This window comes from Mesorhizobium sp. Primo-A (assembly GCF_003997175.1).
GTDB lineage: Bacteria > Pseudomonadota > Alphaproteobacteria > Rhizobiales > Rhizobiaceae > Mesorhizobium > Mesorhizobium ciceri.
Genome location: NZ_RZTG01000039.1, coordinates 1 through 10,899 on the forward strand (window position 1 = coordinate 1; position 10,899 = coordinate 10,899).

General features: G+C 59.9%; 14 protein-coding genes and 2 pseudogenes. 13 read left to right on the plus strand and 3 right to left on the minus strand.

Annotated elements, in window-relative coordinates; all coding sequences use genetic code 11:
- Nucleotides 1-124: 124 nt before the first annotated feature.
- Complete coding sequence (locus EOC83_RS32205) at nucleotides 125-508, plus strand: hypothetical protein (protein WP_063170813.1); 384 nt, start codon at nucleotides 125-127, stop codon at nucleotides 506-508.
- A 42-nt stretch (nucleotides 509-550) separates the two neighbouring features.
- On the plus strand, nucleotides 551-796 hold the full coding sequence (locus EOC83_RS32210) for a hypothetical protein (RefSeq protein WP_063170814.1): 246 nt from the start codon (nucleotides 551-553) through the stop codon (nucleotides 794-796).
- A gap of 326 nt (nucleotides 797-1,122) precedes the next feature.
- On the opposite strand, the gene EOC83_RS32215 is transcribed toward EOC83_RS32210, so the two are convergent.
- Complete coding sequence (locus tag EOC83_RS32215) at nucleotides 1,123-2,172, minus strand: chemotaxis protein CheB (protein WP_063170815.1); 1,050 nt, start codon at nucleotides 2,170-2,172, stop codon at nucleotides 1,123-1,125.
- Nucleotides 2,173-2,298: 126 nt separating this feature from the next.
- Nucleotides 2,299-3,267, minus strand: a complete 969-nt coding sequence (locus EOC83_RS32220) for a manganese catalase family protein (protein WP_063170816.1) — start codon at nucleotides 3,265-3,267, stop codon at nucleotides 2,299-2,301.
- Nucleotides 3,268-4,497: 1,230 nt separating this feature from the next.
- Here EOC83_RS32220 and EOC83_RS32230 point away from each other — a divergent pair.
- A complete protein-coding gene (locus EOC83_RS32230) occupies nucleotides 4,498-4,959 on the plus strand; it encodes a DUF892 family protein (RefSeq protein ID WP_063170817.1) in 462 nt (153 codons plus the stop codon).
- Nucleotides 4,960-5,012: 53 nt separating this feature from the next.
- Here the strand turns inward: EOC83_RS32230 and EOC83_RS32985 are convergent, their stop codons facing one another.
- Nucleotides 5,013-5,489 (minus strand): hypothetical protein, encoded by a 477-nt coding sequence (locus EOC83_RS32985; RefSeq protein ID WP_164752013.1) that lies wholly within the window; start codon nucleotides 5,487-5,489, stop codon nucleotides 5,013-5,015.
- Between EOC83_RS32985 and EOC83_RS32235 the strand changes: the two genes are divergently transcribed.
- The 10 genes and pseudogenes from EOC83_RS32235 to EOC83_RS33100 all read left to right on the plus strand — a co-directional run.
- On the plus strand, nucleotides 5,394-6,680 hold the full coding sequence (locus EOC83_RS32235) for an SDR family oxidoreductase (RefSeq protein ID WP_027163564.1): 1,287 nt from the start codon (nucleotides 5,394-5,396) through the stop codon (nucleotides 6,678-6,680). The genes EOC83_RS32985 and EOC83_RS32235 overlap by 96 nt on opposite strands.
- Nucleotides 6,680-7,162 (plus strand): DUF2269 domain-containing protein, encoded by a 483-nt coding sequence (locus EOC83_RS32240; protein ID WP_063170818.1) that lies wholly within the window; start codon nucleotides 6,680-6,682, stop codon nucleotides 7,160-7,162. Before EOC83_RS32235 ends, EOC83_RS32240 begins: the two co-directional genes overlap by 1 nt.
- A gap of 339 nt (nucleotides 7,163-7,501) precedes the next feature.
- A pseudogene (locus EOC83_RS32245) lies at nucleotides 7,502-8,094 on the plus strand (SOS response-associated peptidase family protein).
- A gap of 5 nt (nucleotides 8,095-8,099) precedes the next feature.
- Nucleotides 8,100-8,810 (plus strand): hypothetical protein, encoded by a 711-nt coding sequence (locus EOC83_RS32250; RefSeq protein WP_244514444.1) that lies wholly within the window; start codon nucleotides 8,100-8,102, stop codon nucleotides 8,808-8,810.
- Nucleotides 8,811-8,980: 170 nt separating this feature from the next.
- Nucleotides 8,981-9,115 (plus strand): annotated as a pseudogene (locus EOC83_RS33505) (alpha/beta hydrolase); the annotation flags it as partial.
- 133 nt (nucleotides 9,116-9,248) lie between these two features.
- Entirely contained in the window at nucleotides 9,249-9,437 is a 189-nt protein-coding gene (locus tag EOC83_RS32260) for a hypothetical protein (RefSeq protein ID WP_063170820.1), read from the plus strand.
- Nucleotides 9,438-9,449: 12 nt separating this feature from the next.
- Nucleotides 9,450-9,590, plus strand: a complete 141-nt coding sequence (locus tag EOC83_RS32265) for an entericidin A/B family lipoprotein (protein ID WP_032809501.1) — start codon at nucleotides 9,450-9,452, stop codon at nucleotides 9,588-9,590.
- Nucleotides 9,587-9,778, plus strand: coding sequence for a hypothetical protein (locus EOC83_RS32270; RefSeq protein WP_063170821.1), 192 nt, complete (start codon nucleotides 9,587-9,589; stop codon nucleotides 9,776-9,778). Before EOC83_RS32265 ends, EOC83_RS32270 begins: the two co-directional genes overlap by 4 nt.
- A gap of 598 nt (nucleotides 9,779-10,376) precedes the next feature.
- Nucleotides 10,377-10,697 (plus strand): KTSC domain-containing protein, encoded by a 321-nt coding sequence (locus tag EOC83_RS32275; RefSeq protein ID WP_082826812.1) that lies wholly within the window; start codon nucleotides 10,377-10,379, stop codon nucleotides 10,695-10,697.
- Nucleotides 10,698-10,705: 8 nt separating this feature from the next.
- Nucleotides 10,706-10,899: hypothetical protein (locus tag EOC83_RS33100; protein ID WP_206516568.1), on the plus strand; the 194-nt coding region annotated here is incomplete at its 3' end.

The window sequence follows — 10,899 nt, forward strand, 5'->3', positions numbered from 1 at the left end:
GCTAAAACCCAGCAATTGGCCGACAATCGCCGAATAGCCGATTGGTTGAAAACGTACAGCGAATCCGTTGGGGTTATGCTGGACAACAGGGTAAACAATTCCTTTCGCTGGAAGGGAGGCCGCGATGGTTCGAACGCATTTAGAAGTTGCACAAGGCGTAATCGCAACCGGCTATCTTGTTCGGCATAATTCCATGATCGGAACTGCCAAGTTTCGCCAAGACGTGGATCGTTCAAGGCGCGCAATCGAGACATCGCGCGAACTGCTCAAACGCCTTCGCCAACGTCACCACGATGACATGGCGCGAGGGTGGGAAGATCCGGGCGTGGCAAGCGTCGCCGTCTCCGCCTTTGACGCCGACATTCTCCGATCGGCATTCCGAGAGTTGGTCAGGCAAACGGGTGTGCCTGAGTATCAATGGCGTGATCTGGCCACGAGCCTGGTACATGAATTCACCGGGTGCGAGCAGATGGAAACCGGCCTGGTGGATTGGATCACCAGCAAGTAGCGCTACAAGGAAACCTTTTTGGGGGCTCGGAATTAGGGTCGCATGGCCCGCTTCTTCTTTGATTTAACCGACGATGGCGAAGTCTTTCCCGATCCTGAAGGAACCGAAATTGCGAGCCGGGAAGCCGCTGAAGATGAGGCAGCAAGAGCGTTGCTTGAAATAGCCAAAGACCGGATGCCGGACGGCACTTTCAGAGAGGTTGCCATCGATGTCCGCGATCACACCAGCAAGCTCCTATTCTCCGTGAAGGTCACGTTCGAGTTGGTGCGTGAGCCGCCCGACGGATGAGGACGCGGCCCTAGCTATTCATTATGGCTGCGCACCAACGCCAGCGGCATGCGGTCGCTGAGGCTGCCATCATTGCTTTCGAACTGCAAGACGCCTGAAAATGCGATTGGCGCCTTCTGCCGTCGAGGTAGAAATGACGTCGTCCGCCTGACGCTAATGTGACCTAATATCGTTGTTTGCCGCCGGCATTGAAGGATGTTTGAAGAATGACTCGTGTTGACCACCCTCGCTGTCTCTGTGGGGGATCATGGTTTCCGGCAAGTCGCCAACGCCGTACTGTGAGCCCCGGACCGAAATAAGGTCATGGTTGTCGGGGCGTGTGTTTGTCACGGCCTTCGACGATGGATAATTTCTTCAATAAGTTTCGCGTCGGCTTCGTGTTCCGCGGCCCGCGTAGCCATTTGGCTGGCCAAGCTATGTCTTTCCCGAGCGGCTTCTCGTTGCGCCGTCCGTTTCGCCAACTCGGCCCGCTGCTGGTGCGCTCTTAGAAGGCTCCAAAGGGCCTGTTCCGCATCGTCCGCCTGGGCCTGCATCAAAACGTCCGCTCCGAATGCATGTCCAGTGTGACAACGGTAACGGGTAATCGGCCCGTCTTCGATCTCCCAAAGCGGTCCGTGACATTCGGGGCAGACAAATGTCGAGGGGATGCCAAGCTGGCGTTCTGTCTGTTCCATTGTGCTGTGCTCCTGAGCAGCAATCGCAGCCTCAAGGCGGATGACAGGCGGGATTTCTGGTGTCGGCCCTGCGAGTTCGGACGCAAGCCTGCGCAACAGGCCAGCCATTTCGGACAGGGCGACGCAATGGTCGACTTCCACATTCTGCAAGGCGCTCAGCGGCATATCGGGTACTGCAGCGTCGTCGGGATCTTGAACCACGCTGACCCCTCCGCAAATCTTGATAGCGCGCAAGCCGGCGGTCCCGTCGGAGAGGCTGCCCGTGAGCACGACACCAATCACGCTGCCGCCAAAGCTGCAGGCCGCTGATCGAAAAAGGGGATCGATGGCAGGGCGCGCCAAATTCTCCCGCGGCCCGCGCCGTAGCAGCATGTGATCATCATGTAAAAGCAGGTGAGCTCCGGGCGGTGCAACGAAGATGTGCCCGTTTTTAACCTTCGTGCCGCTGGCGGCATTCGCTACGGGCATGTTGGCAGCGCGACCGAGAATGTCGCCGAGGTAACTCGTGAGACCGACGTGCTGTACGATGAGGAGGGCCGCCGGAATGTCCGGCGAAATATCCCGGACAAGTCTCTTCAGCGCGTCGAGGCCCCCCGCCGAGGCTCCGATTGCGACAATGCACCGGTTCTCGCAACCGTAGGCACGGACCTTCTCCGACTGCCCCGCATGTTCCGACTCTGATCGTGGTGCGGCGGTGGCCATATGTGCTTCACCCACTCAGCAAATAGCGAGCACTCCGGCCAGTCCGCTGCTGCCAGTCGGATACCCTGCTTTCGTCGTTAGCTTCCTGACCCCGAACATAGTTGCCCGCAATGACGTCAGTCCAAACTAACGCTTACGTGCGCGTTTGACAGCAGCCTCGGCCACGGCCGGGGCCTCCTGAATGCTTGCCGCGCCGCCAAAATCCGCGTTCTTGGTTCGGCCAGCTCCAGGACCGGCACCTAGATCAGCGCCCGTGATCGGATCGGACGCCGGATCAGAAAGAGTACGGTCGGCCATCTTGGCCACCACCTTCATGTCTCTGGCGCCCATTTTGACGGTTGCCAAGCCGTCTCCGCCGTCGACGGGCATCACCTGTTCAAGGTCATCGATCCGATCCCACTCTTCGCCGGAATTCCATGGACCATTGGTATCGCCGTCACCTTGAGAGGTGTTGACGTACATGCTGGCGTACCTCTCGATGCCCGGGAGCTTGCCTGACGGGAAATTGTTTTCGATGGCGTAGAGTGCTTTCTCAAACGACTTTTGATGAGCGATCTCGCGTGTCATCAGGAAGCCGAGCGCGTCCTTGATGCCCGGATCATCGGTGATGTTGATGAGGCGTTCGTAAACGATCTTGGCGCGCGCTTCAGCGGCGATGTTCGACCGCAAATCCACGGTAGGTTCACCGCGTGAGTCGACATAGGCCGCGGTCCAGGGAACGCCGGCTGAGTCGCACAGCGCGGGAGCACCGCCAAACAGGATGGATTCCTTGGCTGTCGTACCGCTGGCGCCGACCATCATATAAAGGTCCGCTTCTTTCATCTGGCCTTCGGCAAGTTGTGCCTTGAGCCCCTTGTTCAGCATGGTGACGATCGATCCCACCACCTCAAGGTGGCTGAGTTCTTCAGTGGCTATGTCGAGCAACATGTCGCGACGGCCAAGATCATCCTCGCCGAGGCCTTGCGTGAAATAGCGCATCGCCGCGGCAAGCTCACCATCGGCGCCACCGAATTGTTCCATGATCATGCAGGCCAGGCGGGGATTAGGCTCCGAAACGCGGACGGTGTATTGCAGGCGCTTGTTGTGCATGAACATTGGCAATCCTCCAGGGGGTTGGGTTGCCCAACATCCGCCTGCGAGGATTGTTCCATATTGCATCGAGTGACGCAGTGGCCGATCCGCGAGGCCATGGCGCGCTAGGGGTGAAATTCGTGTCGGGACGCACATCAATGAGCGCCTCCAGATGGGAAAAAGACTGGTCGCGCACGTTTTTTCCTCCGGGTACTGGAACGAACATGTTGTCGGGACTAACCCACGATGAAAGCGGCGAAAAAACTGCTGAGGCTCTGCATTCGTCTGCAGGTCACAGCGATGGGATGACAGATCCCGAATGGCCACAGCAAAGTCCGGCGCCAGGCATCTCTTGCGAAGTTCTGCGATCTCGGAACAATCGCGCCAAACCACAGTTCTAGCCAGGCAGCGGAGCTGCAAGATTGGTGACCCGATCCCCGCGTGAGCCCTCCCACGGCGTAGGCGCTTGATCACCAGCAGGCGATATAATCGCGGCGATAGCATCGATGGGCAAGAAGGCCAAGCAGAACACCGCGTCTCGGACGGATCGCGAAAGGGCCATCGAAGCGACTACTTTGCCCGAAAGTGCGGCCTCACCAAGGACGAGGCACTCAAGATTCTCAGGTCGCAGGATCGATGAAGAAGCGAAACGGCGGTCGGGCGGCCGGTAGGAGCAATCGTCGCTCGATCGTCGCAACCGATGGCGGCGGATGATCTAGTTCACCCCGACACACCTTTTCAACAATCCGCTTCAACCATCCGGGCATGCCGCGGGCCGGGTCCCGTTTAGACCGGCAGAGGCAGCCGAGCGACCATTGTGGCTTGCAATATGTGCCGAAAAGCGCGCGATCTGGTCTCACAGCAGCTTGCCCACAAAACGCTGAAGAGGTCGTTCCGGCGCCGCGGCCCCCGACCGCCGTCTTATCAACATTGATCGGCGAAAGAGTGACCAGCAATCGACTTCGATAGGCGAGAACGCCGGTTAAGGCGCGGCAGGCGGCTTGACAAGCGGCCGCGAGGCTAGCCAGGCGCAGAGGCGACATGGCGCCGGTTGTGCCGACCAGAACGGAGCGAGATCACGGTCCTTGCTCGTGTTCCCACCATGTCTTTGAGGGCGAGGAACAACCGATGGCCTTGGTTGTTAGAGCTGCATATGCCGCGAAGCATTGAACTCGAAGTGGGACATGGAGATGGCGACGAAGAAAAGCGCCCAGAGCAGCACAAAGGGCCTGGGAAGATCTATTTTACGAAGCCTTGAAGGACATATACTACGCGGAGCGTAAGATCTTAAGTGCCCTCAAGAAAATGGCCAGGGGTGCCGAATCGCAAGAGTTGACCGCCGCGTTCGAGAAGCACCGCGACGAGACTGAGGGTCAGGTTGAGCGGCTGCAGCAGGTGTTCGAGATTTTCGGCAAGCGCGCGCAGGGCAAGACCTGTCCCGCGATCGACGGCATCATTGAGGAGGGCGGGGAGATACTGGAGGAGTTCCAGGCGGCGCCGGCCCTCGACGCCGGGCTTGTTGCCGCTGCCCAGGCCGTCGAGCATTATGAGATCGCCCGTTATGGGACATTGGTAACCTGGGCAAGGCTGCTCGGCTTGAATGACGCGGTTCCGCTGCTGCAGCAGACGCTCGACGAAGAGAAGGCAACGGACGAGGCGTTGACGCAGCTTGGAGGCACCAGCGTAAATGAAAGGGCGCTGCAAGATGCCGCCTAGATCTAGCTGAACGCGTTGGGCGGGAGGGAGATCGAGTCCATCGACACCGTCGATCAGGTTGGCTGGCGCTGCGTGCATGAGCAAATAGTGGATACGGTTGTTGCATTGAACCGTCCGAGGCGGTCATTCCTGCGCGAACAACTCGCCTTGCCCATGAATGGTGGCAGGAACATCCGTGGCAGCTTGGGATCAGCGCCCATGGTAGAAACCAAAGGAACAATCAACCCGAGCTTCCGCTCGATATCGTTGCTCGAAACTGTCGGAGCTCTGGCCGGACGCGCCAGCAGCGCCGCGACGCTCGCTTCCATCTGCCCTCGGCGAGGCGCGCGGAATCGCTCGATCGTGCGGCCCGATCGCAGCGACACCGCTGTTTCGTCCGGCTCCGCGTGCAGACAGGATGAGGCGCGACTGTCACTGCAGTTTTCAGGTGCCAGGTGAGGGTCCTCGTCACCGGCGCGTCGGGTCTGATCGGAGCTTCTCTTTGTGCGCGCCTGGCCGCCGATGGATATGAAATCGTTCGCGTACTGCATCGTGCCGGCGCCGCGCCCTTCAGAGGCTTGCCGCCTGTCTTGCTCGACATGGCAAAGGCGCTGCAGACGCAGGACTGGAGCCCGCATCTGATAGGCATCGACGCGGTCGTCAACTGCGCCGGTGTGCTGCAGGACAGCGCGCAAGAAAGCACTGGCGGTGTGCATGCGGGTGGCGCATCGGCACTCTTTGCCGCCTGTGAGCAGGCGGGCGTGAGAAAAGTCATTCACTTCTCGGCAATCGGGGTCGATCGGCTGCAGCCGTCCGCCTTCTCGGCCACCAAGCTGGCTGGCGACCAGGCGTTGATGGCGCGCGATTTGGACTGGGTCATCCTGCGCCCGTCGGTCGTGCTGGGCCGGCCGGCGTTCGGCGCCAGTGCGCTGTTTCGCGGACTGGCCGCATTGCCACTGTTGCCGGTGATGCCCAGCACGGGTCGGCTTCAGGTCGTACAGTTGGATGACGTGATCGCCACTGTCCTGCATTTTCTCCGGCCCGATAGCGCATCGCACCTTGCGCTTGACCTTGCCGGACCTGAAGCGCTGCCGATTAGCAAGGTGGTCGGCCTCTACCGCCGCTGGCTTGGGTCGAGACCGGCTGGAGAGTTCACTCTGCCCGGTAGCGTCGCGGCCGGCCTGTACCGGGTCGGCGATGCGGCGGCTCTGCTCGGCTGGCGCCCGCCGATGCGCAGCAATGCGGCCAAGGAAATCGTGCGGGGCGCTGTCGGCGACCCGCAGGCGTGGATCACTGCGACAGGGATCCAACCATCCAGCCTCGAAGCGGCGCTAAAGCTCAATCCCGCGACGGTGCAGGAGCGATGGTTCGCCCGTCTCTATTTCGTCAAGCCGGCGATCTTTACTGTCCTGCCCTTCTTCTGGATCATGACCGGCATCATTTCCCTGACCACCGGCTGGCGCCGCGGGGTCGACTTGCTGGTCGGCACGGCCATCGGTCCGCTGGCGGAACCGGCGGTCATCGCCGGAGCGCTGGCCGACATGGCGGTCGGCGCGTTGATCGCCTGGCGACCGACCAGTCGGCTGGGGCTGTTCGGGGCGATCGCGGTGGCTCTTTTCTATGCGATCGCGGGGACCATGCTGCGACCAGAACTGTGGAACGAGCCGCTCGGCCCATTCCTGAAGATCCTGCCGATCCTGGTTCTGCATTTTGTCGCGCTGGCGGTCCTGGAGGAACGCTGATGACCTACTTCATGCTCAAGTTCCTGCATGTCGTCGGCGCGGCCGTGCTGCTGGGCACCGGCGCCGGCATCGCCTTCTTCATGCTGCTCGCTCACCGGACCGGAAATTCCGCGACCATCGCGGCGGTCGCACGCATGGTCGTGATCGCCGATTTCATCTTCACTGCAACCGCCGTCGTCGCCCAACCTGTCACCGGTGCATTCCTCGCCTGGCATTCCGGCTATCCGCTGACCGAGGGGTGGATTGTGCTTTCGATCCTGCTCTACCTCATCACCGGCCTGTTCTGGCTTCCAGTCGTGTGGATGCAGATCGAGATGCGCAATCTCGCTATGCAGGCCGCGGCAGAGAAGCAACCTCCACCACAGCGCTATGACACCTTGTTTCGGCTCTGGTTCGCCTTTGGCTTTCCTGCCTTCGCGGCAGTGCTCGCCATCTTCTGGCTGATGATTTCGCGACCTTCGATCGATTGGTTCGCCTTGTAGCACCGGACTTCGTCTCCCTCGTCACGGTCTGCAACATCGTTGCGCCTAACAAATGGAAGGCGATGGGCGCCAGCCGCAGACTGCCTCGTTCCGTTACTACATACCGGGTGGCAATGGTTGCACAGGTTCCCGGCCATCGCCCGAGCACCTCTGTGGCGGGAGGCTGACGGGACTTTGATTGCCGACGACACGTCTATCCACGTCGCCCGTGCACGGCTTCGAAATGCATCAAGCAGATTGCGAGATTTCGGGCATAGCGGAAAATCTCCGGATGGTGGCGCCGCAGCCAAGCCGCGTTATCTGTTATAAGTCATCAACTGACTGAAAGCGTGGGCAGCCATGTGCAACGATTATGAGCAGCATATCGCCTGGGCCGAATATTGCAGGATGATGCAATTGCTGGCGCTCGACATTCCCACTTATCAAACCGAACTGGATCTGCCGCAGGCGGATGACATCCGCATCAGTGATCCCGCCCCGATCATGCGCGCCGCCGGCGACACGATCGAACTCACGCGCATGACCTTTGCCTTTCCGCCCTCCGGGCCCAAAGGCGGGCCGATCTTCAACTTCCGCTCGGAAGGACGGAACGTCTCCAACAGCAAGCGCTGCCTTATTCCGGCGTCGGCTTTCTTCGAATTCACGGGAAAGAAGTCTCCAAAGGCTAAGCATCGCTTCACGCTCAACGGCGCCTCGTTCATGGCGATCGCCGCCCTGTGGCGCGATGGCGAAGGCAACAAGCCCCCGACATTCGCTATGCTGACGACGGAACCCGGCCTGGACGTGGCGCCCACCCACAATCGCCAGATTGTGGTTCTGCGCCCGGATGATTGGGCGGCATGGATCCACCTCACGAAACCCGAGGTGGAGCTGTTGAAGGCCTTGCCGGCCGGTCGCTGGCGGTAGAAACCGTGCGACAAGGAAGCGACTAGCTCAGATGCCGGTGCGTTTTGCGCAAACACGAAAGATTCTTGGCGGCTTGGCTGCGGCAATTGTGGCCCCTCGAGATCGCGGCTCTCGCCAAAGCGTCTGCACCTCGTTGTCACTGATTACCGAGTGGCCCCTTCCGCCATCAGCGACGCTTGGCTCGTCGGTGCGCACGAAAGGTATCGAGCGTGAAATACGTGCCCGCCTGCCTTGGGCGGTGAGGAAGTACGTCAAAGCCGAGACTGGTCGCATGACATTGCGGATGCGCGAAGACGATGCCGAAGAGTTCGAGGCCGCCTCGAACAAGATCGCCAAGGCACTGGAAACCATCGCAGTACTCCCGGTCCTGCCGCGCGAGGCCGAAGACATCCTTGCGATCTCTTCGCGTGAGCGTCACAAGTGGCTGAAAAACGGACGGCTGCAAAGCATTGGCACCCGCACCGTGAAGATGCGCGGTCGATCCAAGGCCGTCACCTTCCACGTGTTCGATCCCAGGCACATCGAGGACATCCTTGATCGTGATCTGCCAAGCCTTTGGCGTGAAGAGGACGCGCAGCAAGTTACAGAGAACAGGCGACGTGGCGCCGGCAAGGCTGCCCTGACGCGGGCGGGAAAGGGTAGCGAGAAGGTTCGCGGTGCCGGGAATAACCCCAGAGATGACGCTCCCCGGCCCAAGTTGAAGGGCTGGAACGCGTTCGACGACGAGGGCCTGCTCCGTTAAATCCGTCTAGCCATTCGCGTCCAGAATGAGCCCTGAGCGAAAGCTAACCGGGAGCCGAAACGATCTGCAGTCGCGATTGCACGTCCTGAACCAATCCATGCTCAAGGAGTTCTTCAAGCCGACAACCGCCCATTTTTGAGGATGGCAGATTCGACAACTTCGTGCTTGAAATGTTGGAAACCGAGGGCGGGCCTATAAGGCTTCGGCATGGCGGATCTGGGCCGCCTCTGCTTCTGATCCATGGCCATCCTCGCACGCATATGACTTGGGGCCAGGTCGCGGACTTGCTGTCAGCAGATTTCTCCACGACCATACCCCAATCGCTACCCGGCAGGAAAAATCATGGCTGTTTCCTATAGAAAGAATCGCTTGCCACGGTGGTGCAGGAAGTCGGCGAGGTGGATTAGGTCCTGACCGACAAATGGTGCTACATGGGCGATGAAGAATGCCCGCCCAGCGTACGTTGTCTACGCACCACCGCTGATCGGCCTTCCGTTCCTGGCTGTGATACTGGCTCTGGATGACATCGCAACGCCCTTTGACACCGCCGATGAAGCGGCCGCCCACAACAAGGTGATGGCGGTTACAGGTGCGATACGGCAAAGCGGACTTGATAATCACAAATAGGAGAACCCGTCCATGAAACTGCTACGCATCACACCGATTGTCATTCTTGCCTGTGCCTTTGCCCTTGCGGCCTGCGCCAACACCGTCCGAGGCGTCGGCCGGGACGTCAAGGCAACGGCCAACGCAGTCGACGACACGGTCAACAAACCATGATGCAGAGGACCGTCACGGTTATCGAGAAGACAACGGGCCGCGTGATCGGAGCGCTGCCGATCGATCTTGCGCAGCAGGATCACGAGGCCTCCGATGATCAGTATTTCACCAAGGCGTTCGAAGCCGCCATGGACAGTGGCCTCATTCGTGAGGCCGACAAGCATGCGGTTGAATTCCGGCTTGAATAAAGTCGACGATGCAACGGCTTTCTGTCGCGTATCCGCGCATTGTGGTTTGCATGGTTTTGCACCTCAGCCATCCAGCAGGGGTGAATCAACACACCGTCCAGTCCAACTATCCCTAGGACAGCCCGTTGCGGCTATGAATGGGAGCGGCCGGTTTTGGCCCGGAGGTGAAGCAGCAGCCGCTGCTCAAAGCCACTCAGTAGAGCAAATCGGCGTATTGGTAGGCGAACACCCTCCCGTTGCTCTCATCGGTCACCTCAAGAAAGTAGTTTCCGGATCGGTTAGCGTCACGGGCATTTTCGTTGCCTGTGCGGCGGCGCAATAGGATGTCGGGGCCCCAGCTCGGTATTCCGCTATCACCTGGCCCGCAGGATATTCTCGGATTTGATACCCCACGGTCAGCCCCAGGGTCCGAATCGTCCATTAGGGATGCCTAACATTTCCCTTTTGGCGAGGCGGGGTGTACTTTAGGTACCGCTGGGTGATCCTAGCGACCTACACTGCCCGCTGCCGAGAGGTGGCGGGCCTTTTTGTTTATGTGTGGAACGCCGAATTCCAATGGGAGTTGGAATGCTGTCACCGTCCTTCCGTGGAGGCGATGATGGCCATGGACGTACAGCCGTGGTCGGCCCGCTCTCTGCTTCCTCACTGGGCGGGCCATCTCGCGGGTCGCTCACCGGCAATGACCTGGTGCACCATGCCGTCGACCTCAATACGCAAGTTCGAATACGACCCGGAAACCAGGGTTCTCTCAGTGTGGTTTGTAGCGAGTGGCAGGCAGTACGACTTTCTGGATGTACCGCCGGAGATCGTCGCCGATTTCAAATCTGCCTTTGCCAAGGGCCGCTATTTCAATGATCGGATCCGCAACCAGTTCGCGTTCCGGACCGTGGCAAGCTCCGGTTCCAGCGGTTCATGCTGAGGCAGATTGTGCCAAGCGACCTGGCGGAAATCGCGCATGTCGAACGGCTGGCCGCAGACCGGACAGGTCATGAAATTGTCGCGCTCGTCGGCAGGCTCGCCGCCGTGCTGCGTGCCGGGAATCGGCGGTCCACGGTCGGGGAGCGTCGTCCTTACCCTCAAACATTCAATTCGTCTAAAATGGTTCCGAACCATTTTAACGA

What these genes read in the sequence shown, in the direction of transcription:
- EOC83_RS32205 (WP_063170813.1), top strand. Translation starts at nt 125, where the DNA reads ATGGTTCGAACGCATTTAGAAGTTGCACAAGGCGTAATCGCAACCGGC.
- EOC83_RS32210 (WP_063170814.1), top strand. Translation starts at nt 551, where the DNA reads ATGGCCCGCTTCTTCTTTGATTTAACCGACGATGGCGAAGTCTTTCCC.
- EOC83_RS32215 (WP_063170815.1), bottom strand. Translation starts at nt 2,172, where the DNA reads ATGGCCACCGCCGCACCACGATCAGAGTCGGAACATGCGGGGCAGTCG.
- EOC83_RS32220 (WP_063170816.1), bottom strand. Translation starts at nt 3,267, where the DNA reads ATGTTCATGCACAACAAGCGCCTGCAATACACCGTCCGCGTTTCGGAG.
- EOC83_RS32985 (WP_164752013.1), bottom strand. Translation starts at nt 5,489, where the DNA reads ATGCAGTACGCGAACGATTTCATATCCATCGGCGGCCAGGCGCGCACA.
- EOC83_RS32240 (WP_063170818.1), top strand. Translation starts at nt 6,680, where the DNA reads ATGACCTACTTCATGCTCAAGTTCCTGCATGTCGTCGGCGCGGCCGTG.
- EOC83_RS32250 (WP_244514444.1), top strand. Translation starts at nt 8,100, where the DNA reads ATGCCGGTGCGTTTTGCGCAAACACGAAAGATTCTTGGCGGCTTGGCT.
- EOC83_RS32260 (WP_063170820.1), top strand. Translation starts at nt 9,249, where the DNA reads ATGAAGAATGCCCGCCCAGCGTACGTTGTCTACGCACCACCGCTGATC.
- EOC83_RS32265 (WP_032809501.1), top strand. Translation starts at nt 9,450, where the DNA reads ATGAAACTGCTACGCATCACACCGATTGTCATTCTTGCCTGTGCCTTT.
- EOC83_RS32270 (WP_063170821.1), top strand. Translation starts at nt 9,587, where the DNA reads ATGATGCAGAGGACCGTCACGGTTATCGAGAAGACAACGGGCCGCGTG.
- EOC83_RS32275 (WP_082826812.1), top strand. Translation starts at nt 10,377, where the DNA reads ATGGCCATGGACGTACAGCCGTGGTCGGCCCGCTCTCTGCTTCCTCAC.